The 14,936-nt window shown below is 39.4% G+C and carries 13 protein-coding genes; all 13 read right to left on the bottom strand.

What is annotated here, in order from left to right:
- Window positions 1-340: 340 nt before the first annotated feature.
- The 13 genes from MBEAL2_RS03210 to MBEAL2_RS03150 all read right to left on the bottom strand — a co-directional run bounded on the left by MBEAL2_RS03210 (window position 341) and on the right by MBEAL2_RS03150 (window position 14,934).
- Window positions 341-2,728 carry a copper amine oxidase N-terminal domain-containing protein gene (locus tag MBEAL2_RS03210; RefSeq protein ID WP_047150877.1) on the bottom strand — a complete coding sequence of 796 codons (2,388 nt, stop codon included), beginning with the start codon at window positions 2,726-2,728 and terminating at the stop codon, window positions 341-343.
- A 294-nt stretch (window positions 2,729-3,022) separates the two neighbouring features.
- Complete coding sequence (locus tag MBEAL2_RS03205; RefSeq protein ID WP_047150876.1) at window positions 3,023-4,090, bottom strand: MraY family glycosyltransferase; 1,068 nt, start codon at window positions 4,088-4,090, stop codon at window positions 3,023-3,025.
- Between the two features lie 32 nt (window positions 4,091-4,122).
- Window positions 4,123-4,869 carry a WecB/TagA/CpsF family glycosyltransferase gene (locus MBEAL2_RS03200; RefSeq protein ID WP_052947400.1) on the bottom strand — a complete coding sequence of 249 codons (747 nt, stop codon included), beginning with the start codon at window positions 4,867-4,869 and terminating at the stop codon, window positions 4,123-4,125.
- A 136-nt stretch (window positions 4,870-5,005) separates the two neighbouring features.
- Window positions 5,006-6,592: an O-antigen ligase family protein gene (locus tag MBEAL2_RS03195; protein WP_052947399.1), complete on the bottom strand. Its 1,587-nt coding sequence runs from the start codon at window positions 6,590-6,592 to the stop codon at window positions 5,006-5,008.
- 26 nt (window positions 6,593-6,618) lie between these two features.
- Window positions 6,619-7,113 (bottom strand): tetratricopeptide repeat protein, encoded by a 495-nt coding sequence (locus MBEAL2_RS03190; protein ID WP_047150875.1) that lies wholly within the window; start codon window positions 7,111-7,113, stop codon window positions 6,619-6,621.
- 32 nt (window positions 7,114-7,145) lie between these two features.
- Window positions 7,146-8,552, bottom strand: coding sequence for a sugar transferase (locus MBEAL2_RS03185; RefSeq protein ID WP_236692673.1), 1,407 nt, complete (start codon window positions 8,550-8,552; stop codon window positions 7,146-7,148).
- Between the two features lie 135 nt (window positions 8,553-8,687).
- The gene (locus tag MBEAL2_RS03180) at window positions 8,688-9,773 is read right to left on the bottom strand and encodes a glycosyltransferase family 4 protein (RefSeq protein WP_047150873.1); all 1,086 of its coding nucleotides are present in this window, start codon (window positions 9,771-9,773) and stop codon (window positions 8,688-8,690) included.
- A 23-nt stretch (window positions 9,774-9,796) separates the two neighbouring features.
- The gene (locus MBEAL2_RS03175; protein ID WP_047150872.1) at window positions 9,797-10,711 is read right to left on the bottom strand and encodes a glycosyltransferase family 2 protein; all 915 of its coding nucleotides are present in this window, start codon (window positions 10,709-10,711) and stop codon (window positions 9,797-9,799) included.
- Window positions 10,712-10,821: 110 nt separating this feature from the next.
- Complete coding sequence (gene rfbB / locus MBEAL2_RS03170) at window positions 10,822-11,829, bottom strand: dTDP-glucose 4,6-dehydratase (protein ID WP_047150871.1); 1,008 nt, start codon at window positions 11,827-11,829, stop codon at window positions 10,822-10,824.
- 16 nt (window positions 11,830-11,845) lie between these two features.
- Complete coding sequence (rfbC, locus tag MBEAL2_RS03165; RefSeq protein ID WP_047150870.1) at window positions 11,846-12,394, bottom strand: dTDP-4-dehydrorhamnose 3,5-epimerase; 549 nt, start codon at window positions 12,392-12,394, stop codon at window positions 11,846-11,848.
- 39 nt (window positions 12,395-12,433) lie between these two features.
- Window positions 12,434-13,315, bottom strand: a complete 882-nt coding sequence (gene rfbA / locus MBEAL2_RS03160; RefSeq protein ID WP_047150869.1) for a glucose-1-phosphate thymidylyltransferase RfbA — start codon at window positions 13,313-13,315, stop codon at window positions 12,434-12,436.
- Window positions 13,316-13,404: 89 nt separating this feature from the next.
- On the bottom strand, window positions 13,405-14,142 hold the full coding sequence (locus MBEAL2_RS03155; RefSeq protein WP_047150868.1) for an ABC transporter ATP-binding protein: 738 nt from the start codon (window positions 14,140-14,142) through the stop codon (window positions 13,405-13,407).
- A gap of 12 nt (window positions 14,143-14,154) precedes the next feature.
- Window positions 14,155-14,934 (bottom strand): ABC transporter permease, encoded by a 780-nt coding sequence (locus MBEAL2_RS03150; RefSeq protein WP_052947398.1) that lies wholly within the window; start codon window positions 14,932-14,934, stop codon window positions 14,155-14,157.
- Window positions 14,935-14,936: the final 2 nt, after the last annotated feature.

Raw genomic sequence — 14,936 nt, 5'->3', positions numbered from 1 at the left:
CATTCAGCTTTTGCCTTCCCTTATTTCGCTTACACTTAGTTAGACGGAGCTAGAAAGAAAAAGTTGCTTTTTAAATTAAAATTTTTTCACTTTCCTTTTTCATCTATCCCGCTGCATTTTGTTTACATATACTTAGACGGTAAATGTATGAGAAAGTTGCACAGTACCGTATAAAAAAATGATGTTGTTTCTCCCGGCTTGTTTTAATCATTATTGTGATATATGAACAAAGAAACGGTTACCTAATAGTTATTTATTAGGTAACCGTTTGTAAGAAAAGTGTTCCTACATATGAGTGTCCTAAAGAAAGCCAGTATCTCTTTCTTCTATAATAACGTAGTTAGTTGACTGTAACCGTATTTGCCGCTTGATCCCATTCAACCTTTGCGTCGAATGCCTGTCCAACATAACGGATTGGAATCATAATTCTATTGTCTTTAACCTCCACCCCCTCTATTGTCATTTCCACACCGTTTATTTTCATTTTCTTGCTACCTAACACTAGCTGTACAATCCTGTCTTCTCTGTGCAGGGTAACAGTCTTCGTCGCCTGATCCCAATTAACGTTGCTTTCCGGGATACCAAGAACCTCGGCCACATAGCGAATCGGAAGGTAGGTCCGTCCATTTTTAACATATGGAGCAACATCCATCGTCTTTTCCACATGATCAACTTTATACGTCTTACTATTAAGTGTAAATAAGGAGTGAGTATTCGAATTCCCGTACAAGCCAGTATCTTTTTTATCACCTGCCGCAGGTATTGCAACAGTTGCATATTTAAAACTAGAACCGGTTGTCACATTGAAATCCAGGCTGTTTTGTGGATGAGACAGTCCATATCCCGCTATCTTTGCTTCCATAGGACCCTCTGCCACAGTACGGTCCACTGTTAATTTCACATTGGAAATTCTTATTTTGGACGGTTTTGTGCTTTCGCTCTTAATATTGAACTTAAGAGCATCGAATTGAGAAGACTCTGCCTTCACCATTTCGACCGGGCTTTCATCAATTTTCAAATCCCCATCAATAACTTCTACCTTTGGTTTAGATGCGTACGTTACGCCAGCCGGAAGATAAACTACAACAAATCCCTGCATTGACCTGGTCACAGTTCTACCAGGAACACCCGGAACTGGTACTGTCATACTAACACTCTGTTTGAGCGCTCCGGGAACTGTTTCCGCTATTATAATATCAGGCGCGTCCTGATTAGCCGCACCAATACGCACGCTCTTCTGTTCTGTTCCTGGAATCATTTGCGGAATTACAGGAGGGATTGATTTTGCGATGATAACTTTTTGCTCCGGAATTCCCGCACCTTGCATCACTGCTTCGATATCTCCATACTTGCCCGGCTTTACTTCTAAAGCCAATCCTAGCTTAATTTTATACTTGTCCTTAGAACGAGTAGAAGGCACACTAATTGTAATACGATCGGTATCAAGATGTTTTACCGTTCCGCTGCTTATATCACTTCCCGAAAAGTTAGGATCACCAACCACCTTAACCCCACTCGGTAAGCTAATCGTAATGTTTCTTCCGTTTGGAAGAGAACCCTCCGTTGTTTCTTCAATGGTAATCTCCGCTACCTTTGTATCGTCATATTTGCTACCGAGAATTTGTTTTGGCTCTGTAACTTTTACACTCACACCATAATCAGTGTACTTCGCAACAACTAAATCACCGGTTGAACTCGTTACATTACCTGATGTGCTGATCGTTGCGGATACGTCTCCCTTTTTAGCAAGCGTTTCATCACTTACCGCAATTGCAAAGTCCTTCAATATGAAATAGGAAGCTTCAGAAGAATCAGTACCTGTCGCATGGGTAATCCTTAGTGTTCTGCCTTCATCACTTGTATGAAAGGTGAGATCAGAAGCAGGTATACTACCTGTGCTTAACCCATTGACGTTAGAAGTCAACGTGCCAGGTGAAGTGGTAATATCATTATAGGTTGAGCCGCTTTTATACTGCCATTTAAAACCGGCAGGTAATTTATATTTAATTACATCTCCTTTTTTAAACGAACCAGCACGATCCTCCTTGATTCGAATCTGATCAATATCTGAAAGACTCGTTGTAATAGATTTTGCAGTTTCAATTGCACTGGAAACCGCTCCGGAAGAAGAAGTTGTAGCAATCGTTACACTACCATCGGTAAATGCAGAGCCTGGTCTGCCTTCAAATGTGGCTTTTACTTCTGCGGGCGCCCCAGAAGGAACGATGACTTTGTTGAAGTTAATATAAAATTTACCGGTGGATTCTCCTGTATTAATTCCAGAACCAGAGGCCGGCTTACCAAAAATAAGTTTAATTTGATTATCTGTGATAATTTGATAAGATAGATTTCCTGCTTGCAGATAGCTTGTCCCACCTGTATTAATAAGATAATTACCACCCGCAGCAAGAGCGATACTAACGTTATCAGTGCCATCAATATTTCCATTTGCATCAACAGTACCCGTATGACCCGCAGTAAGGCCTAACTTAAAGTCAGCAGGCAGTGTTACAAGCAGGTAGTCTCCTGTCGAAAGCTCGGAGCCGTTAAATTCCACATAAGATCTGCCCAGTTTTTGTCCGTTATTTTCACCCGTTGCAACACCGACAATATTCGTGCCAGTATAAGTAGACGCATATACAGAGTATGTAGTAGCTGGAACTGCTAAAAGAGCAACTAAAGCAGCTTTTGAAAGCGTATTCAATTTGTTTGTTTGTAAATGTTTCATTTTTTCCCCCTATTATCTTCTCGTATGTATAATTACAATTATAGATGTTTTATGCCGCTCTCCTATTTCCCCCCTTAAACAGATATATGTATAAAGAATTTTCTCAATAAAGTAATAAATTGATTATAATGTATATTTTTTTCAAATGTCAATAATTTTCAGTTGTTTATGATTAATTCAATCCATTTTGAACTTTTGCGATGAAAAATGTATAAAAACAATAAGACTTGTAAACCTTCAGAAATAATAAAAAAGCTTGCATGATTAAACTGCAAGCTTTTCTATAAGAGATAACTATTTACCTGAAGTTATTTGTTTAATCCGCCGCGCCGTCTCCAGCAGTGGCTTCTTCTTCTGACCAAACCAGCCAATAAGCTCCGCACCAAGCTGCAAGACAAACAGTAAAACCCCGACAATAATAAGTGCTCCCCATAATGTGGATTGCGAGAAAATAATGGCGGCGGTGGCAAACAGAACACTAAGGCCGTAAATCGAAAGCACTGCTCCGCGGTGTGATAATCCGAGTCCTAGGAGACAATGGTGTAAATGTTCTTTATCCGCTACCGAAATCGGCTTTTTATTCAAATAGCGACGCAACATCGCAAAGATTGTATCCGATAAAGGTACTCCAAGGATTAAAATAGGAATAATAAAGGAAAACAGTGTTACATATTTAAAACCCATAATAGAAAGAGCGGCCAGGTTAAATCCTAAGAATAACGCTCCCGTATCCCCCATGAAGATTTTCGCGGGATGAAAATTATAGAAAAGGAAACCAATAATACCGCCCAACAGAATAACGCAATAAAGCGCAACGACCAGATTTCCCATAAGCAAGGCCATTATCATCATAGCGGCTGTGGCAATTCCCGATACACCTGCAGCAAGTCCATCTAACCCGTCGATTAAATTCACCGCATTCGTAATACCTATAAGCCAGAAGACAGTGATCGGAATCGCCAGCCATCCCCAGTCAAAGCTCAATATTCCTTCAAAGGGAAGATTAATAAACTCGATTCGGAGACCTGAGTATACAACTACGAGTGCAGCGGCAATCTGCCCTAGAAGTTTTAATTTAGGAGACAATTCAAACCGGTCATCAAGCGCACCGACAATGACAATAATACTCCCGCCAAGAAAAATCCCCGTTGCTTCTTGGGAAGGTGGAAAGAATGCAAGATAAGCAATCGAAAAACCAATATAAATGGCAAGCCCGCCTAACCTCGGCATTAATCGCTGGTGTACTTTTCGATGATTAGGTTTATCAACGGCGCCAATATAGATGGCGAATCTTTTCACCAACGGCGTTGCAAGTAATGTTACAACAAGTGAAAGGATAAACCCATAGAAATACGTTCCCATGTTCTCTCTCCTTAAAAGTGAGTTTTATTTATTTATTTATTTCGTAAGACAAATCGGTTCCATAATACAGTAAACGCGAACCGGGGCAGAAGCAACTGCCTGCGCCACCGCTTCGGCTGGGAAAGTAAACGGTATAACCATTCTATGTAGAGTTTTTGCCATAGAAGAGGAGCTCTTTTTACTGCTCCTGACAATACATCAAAACTCCCGCCTACTCCCATCGCTACGTTTACCGGAAGATTTGGCAACTGATGGGCAATCCACTCTTCCTGCCTTGGCGCCCCTAAACCAACAAACAGCAATTGAGGTTCCACTTCCTTAATGTACTCAATTATGTTTTTCTCATCTTTAGTGGAGAAATACCCATTAAAGTGACCTGCATAACATGCATCGGGATACATTTCTTGCAGCTTCTCAGCTGCCCCGTCGCAGGACGATGGAGAAGCCCCTACCAGCACATACTTCCAGCCATACTTATTCGCTTGTCTCATTAAGGCATGCAACAGTTCATAACCGGCTACACGTTCCGGTAAAGGTTTCCCAATCCAACGTGATGCCAGGACAATTCCGATTCCATCGGGAGTAATAACATCTGCTTTCTTTAATAACTTCATATATGCTGCGTTTTGCCGGCCCATCATAACGATTTCCGGATTCGCCGTTATAACCTGCACTTTTTTATTCTCGTCAATAAGATTCGTTAATACATCGACTGTTTCCACATGGGTAGCACATAGAAAAGGAACATCAAGTATCTCTACCCGGTTATTTGTATTCATCCTGCGCTCCATCCATTCCATATTCAGCAAGCTTATACGGATATCATTTTATATCAATGTGTGCAAAAGTACAAATAAAAAAAGAGGAAATGCATTTAATACATCCCCCTTTTTCAATATCTTTACATATTCTTCATTATTCCGTTTCTTCTCGTTCCTGGCGTAATAAAGATACAGCAGCCCCAAATAAAATCCAGAATATTGGCGCTGTACCAATAATAGAATCATTGAAAAGTGCTTGTATAAGATAAGCTAGCCAGCCAACGAACAAAACAGCAATCATCTTCTGTCTTTCTGTTGCCACCCGCTGTTTAAATAGGAAGAGATGCGACCAGAAGTGACGGAGGATAAGTATGGAAAAAGCAAGCAGAGCAATAACACCGGAACCATACCCAATTCCTAAATACATATTATGCGGCTTATCCACGAGCATGTTTGCACTACTTAGTTGTGCATTTTTCTGCGGGTCATCCTGAGGGAAGTAGTAAGCCAGCGTATCAAGACCATAGCCAAGCAACGGACGCTCTTTTATTAAATCAAGCGTTTTTGACCAAATATATAAACGTCCTGTACCTGGACCCCATGCGGACGGCGGTAGCTGAAATTCATCCTGCTGCGTTTGAGAAGCTGATTGTTCGGCCGCTTCCGCTACATTTACATGTAAAGGTGAATGGCGTTCGGCAAACTCACGCCATGCTTTCGAATCCGGTTGAGCATGCTCCATCCCGCCCTTAGATGAACCGAGGAAAAACCCTACACTTTCATCCCAAACCTGGGGATTGTGACTATTCAAGGTTAAAAAGACACCGACAAACAAGATAAGAGCGGTACCGGCCGTTAAAAGTCCTTTTTTTACAACTGCACTCCGTATAATAAAGAAAAGTACAAAAGGCAAGGCAAAAATAAATGTTACGAAGCCGCTTGTAGATAAGGAAGTAAGAAGCAACGCAAAGGATAATACAGCCATTACTACATAATTTATCTGGCTGCTTACATTTTTGCTGAGCGCGGCTCCCACCAAAAATAAGGGAGTAAACACACCGGCGATTCCACTCGTGTAGTTGGGGTTGTTCAGTGTGCTAATAAAATGGGCGCCAGCATTAATTGATTCTTTAGGGATAGAAGAAGGAAGGATTAGGGAAACTACAAAAGATAATTTCATCACATCAACTCCGTAAAAATAAAGAAGCGCTAATCCTGTGTTAATGGTAATAACCGGATACATGATATAGAGCAACCAACGTGTTTTATTCTCCGTATATGCAATGTTCGCCGCGATAAAGAAAAGGAGAAGATAGCATAAATAGGTGAGCATCCCGTCATGCCGGTTGTACTGGCCGACAATTCCGAGCGTTTTGTATTCAGAGAACACGCCGGACAAAAGTATAAAAACGAACATAATAAGCAAAGGAATGTTTATATAGCTTGATTTAATATAATAACCGTTCCCCATCATTTTATACAAGAATAGAAGCAGCAGTCCGCCGCTAAAAATCAAAAGCCAGACAAATTTATAATAAGTAAAAACATCCCCTTTTATTCCTGTGTCAAGCGATGTACTCGTAATGACCGGACTTGCAAATGTCACCAAGCCTGTGCGAATAATGAGAGGGAGAAGCCCTAACACAAGCAGCAAGAGATTCACAAGAAGCTTGTCCGTATTTTTTTGTTTTTCAAAAAGCAGCATATCATCAATACTCATTTTTTTGTTTGATTGACTCATATATTTATCACCTCCTGCACACCTGCTTAGCGTGCATTTTTCTCAAGAGCAGTAAGTATCGGTTGAACCTGCTGCAGCAGTTCAGGACCTGCATTTAGCTCTTTCGCTTCCTCCAGGTACCTCTTTGCCTTTGGATATTGCCCTTGTTTGTAAAGCGTCTCCCCGTACTCAACAAGGTATCTTGGTTCCCGGACGACAAAAGGGCGCTGTTTTTGCGTTTTTACAAAGTACTGGGCTGCTTCGTCGTATTTGTCCTGCTTTAATAGGCTAAGTGCGCAATTCCACATGACAATATAGCTTTCCTGATGGACAGCGAGGAGCTGCTTGAATGTTTTTTCCGCTTCACCAAATTGCCCAGCCTGCATATTTTCCAGCGCGGCTCGATACTGCCGGCTTTGCTGGATAAACTTCTCATCCTGGTTACTGCCCGCTGTAACTCCGTAAATGATGGCTCCGACTGTTACTACAATAAGAATGTAGATAATGATATTCCGGACCGAACCGGTCATCTGTTTACCCATGTATATCCTCCGTAATTTTCAATATCGAAAAGTTATCCTTTAGAAGCAAGCCGTTCATCTTCCGTTTCAACTCCCGGATGACCAAACAGCTTTAGCAGCTCCTTTTGATACGTACTGTCGTACGGTTTCACCCCTGCTGCCTGCTCCCCGCGAAGCACAACACGGATGGTTTGTAAAAGGATTTTAATGTCCAAGGCAAGCGAGTAGTTCCGTACGTACATTAAATCGAAACGCAGTTTATCTTCTACAGTTGTGCTATATTTAGCCATTACCTGGGCAAGACCTGTAATTCCCGGCTTTACCGACATGCGGTACGCATAATCGGGGAACAACTCTTGAAACTGTTTAATAAAGAAAGCACGTTCAGGTCTCGGACCTACTAGGCTCATATCTCCTTTTAAAACATTGAACAGTTGGGGGATTTCATCCAACCGGGTTGCACGAATAAAACGTCCCAATGAAGTAATACGCGGGTCTCTATCCACCGCCAAAACCGGCCCTGTATTGTTTTCCGCATTATGAACCATGCTTCTAAATTTGTATATTAAGTACTCCCTGCCATCCCGTCCCAATCTCTCCTGTTTAAATATTGCCGGCCCCTTTGAAGTGAGTGGAATAAGAATGTATAAAACAAGCATAATAGGGCTAAGGAGTGCCAACATAATACCAGATACTATAGTATCGAAAAGCCTCTTTATAAAAAGCTGGGCCGGACTTAGACCAGGTGGTTGAATTGACAGAACAAGCATATCATCAATTTGCTGGGGTTCGGCATCAAGAATAAACAGCTCGAACAACTCCGGTACAACAAGCACTTCTTTTCCATATTTAGCGCAGTGACTCAGAATCTCCGCCTTATCTTCCTTATTAAGTGCCGGACTCAAAAGAACTACGTCCACTTCAGAAATAACAGAAATCATTTCTTTCCATTGCTGCACCGCTAAAAAATCATGAATGATAAACCACCCTGCAGTATGTTGAAGAAACTTTTGAGCAAAAGAAATTCCACTTTTAACATTTTCATCAATAATCAACACTTTACGGCGCCCGTATCTCTGTTTAGCGCCCCACCAAATGAGAGAGCGGATTACCACAAATAATAAAATTTGCAATACAGTAGATAGGAGAATGACACTTCGTGGAAAGGCGAATCCCCTATACCAGAAGGTGAGAGCCATGGTAAATATACTAAGCAATCCAATTGATAAAACAATAGAGTATACTAAATTATAAATGTTCTTCCGTCGCCAATTTGAGTATAAATCAAACATATAGAAGAGAATAAGGGCAGCTAGAGAAATCCATGGTAACAAATTTACATACGGCTTCCAGTTGTAATCTGGAACATCAAATCCAAACTTAAGCCAAAAGGCTAATAAGAACCCTATATTCACTAAAAATAAATCAAATATTGAAAAAATTGCCTTATAAAAGCGCATTCTTGAATTTCTACCCATACTTCCGCTCCCTATTCCCCAAAATAGGTGATTTTTTTACAAAAAACGTCATTCATTAATAATCATAACTTATTGAGGGATCCTTGTATATTGCAATCAAACAAAAATTTATAAAGTTTATTTTAATGCTTCCCAGTATAATGAAAATATTTTATCCACCATTTGCTGTGAAGTAAAGCGTTCGAGATACCTACCACGTCCCGCTTGCCCCATCTGCTTTCTTAATTTCGGGTTTTTTGCCAGCGTCTCCAGACGGTCGCGGACAGCTTGAACATCTTCCCGCGGCACTATATACCCTGTAACTCCATCTACAACTGCTTCTTTTACTCCCCCAACATCCGAAGCAATAACAGGCAATCCTGCCCTCATGGCTTCTAAAATACTAATCGGGAATCCCTCGTAATGAGAGGTTAAAACAAAGACATCGCAAGCAGATAAAATCTCAGGGATATCTTTACGCATACCTAAAAAGTTTATTTTTGATGCAACACCCTGTTCCACTGCCAATCGACGTGAACTCTCCAGTAACTCCCCCTCTCCTACCAAAAAGAGCTCTACCGGAGAAGACAATTTAGCAGACGTTAGAATAAGTGTCCTGTAATCTTTTTGAGTGGAAAACCGAGCAACCATAATGATTTTTGTTTTGTCTTTATTGTGATGTTCAGATACCATACCCTGTTCAGTGATTCCATTATGCACAGTAACAAGCTGTTCCTCATTCGCTACTTTATACCTTAGCGCAAGTTGGCGATCAAACTCAGAGACACAAATAATATACGTCGATAGCTTTGCGACTAATCGTTCCATAGGAATTGAAATTTTTTTACGAACCACGGAAACCCCGTCCGTAAAAGCCCATCCATGGGCTGTGAAAATAGAGGGAACCCCTGTAATCCAGGCTGCTATTCGCCCGACAATGCCCGCTTTAGAAGAATGTGCGTGTACAATATCAGGCCTTATATTTTTTATTATACGCCTAATATGATGAATGGCTAAAACATCATAAAATGGATGAATAGCTTGTATTAGGGTAGGGACAATCCAAACAGGAATATCTAATTCTCGCGCACGTTCCGCCAAGATTCCTTCCTCTCCGATAATAAGGTAGCACTTATTGGACGTGCATGCATACCGAAGAAGATCAAAAACATGTGCTTGTGCTCCTCCCCAGTCCGAACGTGTAATGATATAAACAATTTTCATCGTATTGCTACCTTTCGTTTTCCCTAGATACGATTTAAAACGATTAATATACGAAAAATGATATTATCTAAGGCAGATTGCCGGTACGCTTCTCCTGATAGAGCATACCTTATGCGTCCAGTTACTGTTTTTCTGCCATCAATAAAGTTCTCCAGCATGGTTGTATAATCCGGCGATAACATACTTCCATATATGTCTCTAAATTCTTCAACCTGTTTTGTAATAAAAAGACGGTTCCCTCTGTTAATAAATTGTCTAAGTCTTGCTACCCACTTATGAATAAAACTACTTTTCGCGCCAATGGAATTTGATGAATGCTGACGATATAATATCCTAGGCTCAGGATCATAAATAACATTTCCAAAAGCCGACACAACTAAATAAACCCACCAGTCATGCATAATAATATTCGAAGAATTAGGAAGACGTCGCAAAAGCACCTGCTTTGCTGCATGATTAAAAACAACGGTACACCCTGTCGCAATATTTTGGACTAGTGCATTAGCAAAGGAAGGGGCGTGTGTAAGCTGAGGCATTCTCCCTATACCTTCCAGATTTTCGTTCACCAACTCTGCCTGGGAGCAATACATAGCTGGTACATCAGCAGGAATTTCTTCAAGCGATTCTACAGCTCTCAGCAGTTTATCGCTTTCCCAAAAATCATCCTGATCACAAAAAGCAAAATAATCTGCAGTATCTGAAGAGATAGAAATTAGATTAAGAAAGCTTTTTACTACCCCAATATTTCTCTCGCTCATTACTTTAATATTTTTATGTGCTCTATATCTATTTAAAATTTTTAGAGTTTCATCTGTTGAACCATCATCACGAACTAGAATTTCTATATCCAGATGTATTTGTTGCAGCAAACTATCTAGCTGTTGTTCCAGATATTTCTCACCATTATAAGTTGATAATAAAATTTGAATCTTTTTCATACACTATCCACCTAAGTTCATTATTACACAAAATTTATATTGACTACATAGTAAAAGACTAGGGCTGATATCCCTAGCCTTAATGAAAATTAACAGGGAAGCACCTTTTTCTAGCGAAGCCCATACTGTTTTTCATAATACTGTTGATAATCTCCGCTAATGATACGCTCCCACCATTCTCTGTTATTCAAATACCATTGAACAGTCATTGTAATTCCTGTTTCAAAATCATAGGTAGATTTCCAACCAAGTTCTTTGCGAATTTTTGAAGCATCAATCGCATAGCGACGATCATGACCCGGCCGATCTGTAACGTATTCAATCAAATCCTCCGGTTTGTCTAATACAGAAAGAATGCGCTTGACAATTTCAATATTAGTGTATTCATTATTGCCACCTATATTATATACTTCACCTGGTTTTCCCTCATGTAGAACTAAATCAATCGCAAAACAGTGATCTTCAACAAACAACCAGTCCCGCACATTTAATCCATCTCCATAAACAGGAAGCCTCTTATCTTGTAAAGCATTTAAAATCATAAGCGGAATAAGCTTTTCAGGGAAGTGATATGGTCCATAGTTATTCGAACAACGTGTAATATTGACAGGCAAACCAAACGTTTCATAGTAGGACCGGACAAGTAAATCAGCAGAAGCTTTACTAGCGGAATATGGACTATTAGGAGCAAGTGGCGTGCATTCGGTAAAATACCCCGTATCACCAAGTGTACCGTATACCTCATCCGTGGAAATCTGCACATATTTCTGAATACCATATTTTTTCGCTGTATCAAGCAGAACTTGAGTGCCCATTATATTTGTTTTTACAAAGATATCCGGCTCTATAATGCTGCGATCAACATGCGATTCAGCAGCAAAGTTGATAATACAATCAACATCATCCTCTACTAATGAATCAACTAACACTCGATCAGTGATATCACCCTTAACAAAGCGATAATTAGGCAATCGTTCTATTTCTTTAGTATTTTCCAAATTCCCTGCATAAGTAAGAGAATCAAGATTAACAATCTGATAATTCGGGTACTTCTTAACCATATAACGGGTAAAGTTACTTCCAATAAAACCTGCTCCACCTGTAATTAATAATTTCATAGTACGTAATACTCCCCTATTCAAAGTTAATCTCAGCACCTTTTAATAATGGGTGATTTTTATCTTTATCAGATAAGATAGGTTGAGAAGTTGGCCAATCTATTTTTAAATTAGGATCATTCCAAATAATCCCCCGGTCATGTTCAGGTGAATAGTATTCATCAACCTTATATGCCACAATAGTTTCAGCAGTAATTGTGCAGAAACCGTGAGCAAATCCCTTAGGCACTAGCAATTGACGTCTATTTTCTTCGCTTAAAATGAAACCCTGCCACTCGCCAAATGTTGAAGATCCCTTACGAATATCGACGACCACATCATAAATTGCCCCTCGAAGAACCCTTACAACTTTCGTTTGTGCCTTTGGATTTAACTGGTAATGCAACCCGCGAATAACGCCAGCTTCCCTTGACAACGATTGGTTATCTTGCACAAAATCAAAATAAAGATTTTTATCACTAAATACTCTTTCATTATAGCTTTCCATAAAATATCCACGTGCATCCCCAAACAGCTTTGGCTCAAGAACCATCAAGCCTTCAAATCTAGTTGGAATTAGATTCATAATAGTCAACCCTCCTTTTTACTAAGATGAAATTCAGAGTTACACCATAATCGGACCCCTTTCAGCCAATCTCATCAAATATTTTCCGTATTCATTTTTTCTTAAAGGTGTTGCTAATTTAATTAACTGCTCTCTTGAAATGTATCCATTACTAAAAGCAATCTCCTCTAAGCATGCCACCTTAAGGCTTTGCCGTTTTTCAATTGTTTCAATAAACTGTGAAGCCTCTAATAAAGATTCATGCGTACCAGAGTCAAGCCATGCAAACCCGCGTCCTAATAATTGAACATGCAAATCTCCACTTTCTAAATAAATCTTATTTATATCAGTAATTTCTAGTTCCCCCCTATTGGACGGACTTATACTTTTAGCAATGTTTATGACACGATTATCATAAAAATAGAGACCTGTCACCGCATAGTTTGATTTTGGGATACTTGGCTTTTCCTCTATGGACAATGCTCTTCCATTCGTATCAAACTCTACTACACCAAAGCGCTCTGGATCCTTTACATTATACCCAAAGACCGTTGCACCCATTTTTCTATTTGCCGCATTTTGTAAAAGTTGAGTAAATCCATGCCCGTAAAAAATATTATCTCCCAATATTAATGCAACATTATCCTCTCCAATAAATTCTTCGCCTATAATAAATGCCTGTGCTAGTCCATCCGGAGATGGCTGTACGGCATAGGATATTGAAAGCCCAATATCAGAACCATCTCCAAAAAGCTGTGTAAACCTTGGTGTGTCCTCTGGTGTAGAGATAATTAATATTTCTCGGATACCAGCAAGCATAAGTACAGATAAAGGATAATAAATCATTGGTTTATCATAAACAGGTAACAGTTGTTTAGATACAGCTTTCGTAAGCGGATAAAGACGAGTTCCACTTCCACCCGCAAGAATAATACCCTTCAAAATCTCTCAACTCCATTAACAACTTTATAATTTCAATTATTACTCGAATCTTAATCCCATAAAGGTTAAGCTTTAAACTAACTGCTAAGCTATCTATAGCTAGCTAAGTAAGCCTGAATGGTTTCCTCGGTATTTCCCACCATCTTAATTTTCCCATGTTCTAACCATACGCATTTATTACAAAAATCTCTTATCGAATCCATAGAATGCGAAACAAATACAAGAATTTTAACTTTATCCATCAGTTCTTTCATTCTTCTCTCAGCTTTCTCCAAGAAGCCAGCATCACCGGCAGCCATGACTTCATCTAGCAGGAGGATATCTGGTTCAATTGCAGTGGAAATAGAAAAAGCAAGCCGAATAAACATCCCGGAAGAATAATATTTAACAGGAATATTGAGATAATCACCAAGTTCACTAAACTCAGCAATAGCATCCATTTTTTTTCTTATAGTTTGAGGCGTTTCTCCAAGCATTAGCCCACGAAGATATATATTATCCCATCCAGTGGCCTCCATCTCAAATCCCGTAGCGAGCTCAAATAAACAGGCAACATGTCCATCTACTTTAAAACTTCCTTTTGTAGGCGGGTAAATACCTGCAATCAATTTTAGTAAAGAGCTTTTGCCTGCGCCATTATGTCCAATAATCCCTAGTCGATCACCCTCGTTCAGCGAAAGGGTAAAGTCTTTTAAAGCGTGGATATACTTTCCTTTACTAGTTTCATTTTTCCTAGAACCGCGCAAATTCAAAAGCAAATCCTTGAATTTTACTTCTTTTTGAATACGATATACCAAGTCAACATTTGATAACTTAATACTACTCATGTTCTATCCTTCCTATAATCGAAATGTTATCTTTCGACCTATTTTTCCAATTGATAAAACACCTATAAAAAGGATTAAAAATACAAATCCAACTGCAGACAACCATATAGATAAATCAGGCATCTTTTTTCCAAGCAGAGGCTCTCTAATAATTTCTATAAGATAATGAATTGGATTCCATTCATATATCCAACGATATTTTGACTTTTCTAGGAGTGATACTGGATACATAATAGGGGTAGCATAAAATAGACCTTGAATAATTAAAGATTGAAGATGCGAGTAATCGCGTATATAAGTATTAATGATAGCTGAGATAGTAGCAAGGCCAATACCAGCTAACAACCATATAGGTAATGATATAATAACAAAAAACATATTAGTGTTAAAATTCTCTGGACTTATAAATAAATACATAATAAAAAAGGCTGCTAACGAATATAACAATTGGACAAACGATGTAAGAACAACCCTTATAGGAAAGATCTCAATTGGTGTTTGTGTTTGTTTTATGTAGCCCTGTCCTGAAATAAACGCCGCCGTTCCCCCATCTGCACATTGAACCAGGTACAACCAGGGGATTAATCCGGAGAATAAAAACGGCACAAAATCCTTAATTGGCTGCTTTAGTACCTGGGAGAAAACGAGACCAATAATTAGTACTAAGCCTAGTGGAGTTAATAACGACCAGCCTATCCCAAAAAATGAATTTCTATATTTATTTTTCAAGTCCTGATTGACTAAGCTAAACAAGATATGTCTTGCCCGAAAAACATTCTTAAAAAAAGCCACCA

The sequence above is a fragment of the Aneurinibacillus tyrosinisolvens genome, assembly GCF_001015055.1.
GTDB classification, from domain to species: Bacteria; Bacillota; Bacilli; order Aneurinibacillales; family Aneurinibacillaceae; genus Aneurinibacillus_A; species Aneurinibacillus_A tyrosinisolvens.
The sequence above is the reverse complement of the archived record's forward strand: the minus strand, read 5'-3'. Positions and strand labels throughout refer to the sequence as shown.

Excerpts from the sequence above, each read along its gene's own strand:
- MBEAL2_RS03210 (WP_047150877.1), bottom strand. The coding sequence starts at position 2,728 with ATGAAACATTTACAAACAAACAAATTGAATACGCTTTCAAAAGCTGCT.
- MBEAL2_RS03205 (WP_047150876.1), bottom strand. The coding sequence starts at position 4,090 with ATGGGAACGTATTTCTATGGGTTTATCCTTTCACTTGTTGTAACATTA.
- MBEAL2_RS03200 (WP_052947400.1), bottom strand. The coding sequence starts at position 4,869 with ATGAATACAAATAACCGGGTAGAGATACTTGATGTTCCTTTTCTATGT.
- MBEAL2_RS03195 (WP_052947399.1), bottom strand. The coding sequence starts at position 6,592 with ATGAGTCAATCAAACAAAAAAATGAGTATTGATGATATGCTGCTTTTT.
- MBEAL2_RS03190 (WP_047150875.1), bottom strand. The coding sequence starts at position 7,113 with ATGGGTAAACAGATGACCGGTTCGGTCCGGAATATCATTATCTACATT.
- MBEAL2_RS03185 (WP_236692673.1), bottom strand. The coding sequence starts at position 8,552 with ATGCGCTTTTATAAGGCAATTTTTTCAATATTTGATTTATTTTTAGTG.
- MBEAL2_RS03180 (WP_047150873.1), bottom strand. The coding sequence starts at position 9,773 with ATGAAAATTGTTTATATCATTACACGTTCGGACTGGGGAGGAGCACAA.
- MBEAL2_RS03175 (WP_047150872.1), bottom strand. The coding sequence starts at position 10,711 with ATGAAAAAGATTCAAATTTTATTATCAACTTATAATGGTGAGAAATAT.
- rfbB (WP_047150871.1), bottom strand. The coding sequence starts at position 11,829 with ATGAAATTATTAATTACAGGTGGAGCAGGTTTTATTGGAAGTAACTTT.
- rfbC (WP_047150870.1), bottom strand. The coding sequence starts at position 12,394 with ATGAATCTAATTCCAACTAGATTTGAAGGCTTGATGGTTCTTGAGCCA.
- MBEAL2_RS03155 (WP_047150868.1), bottom strand. The coding sequence starts at position 14,142 with ATGAGTAGTATTAAGTTATCAAATGTTGACTTGGTATATCGTATTCAA.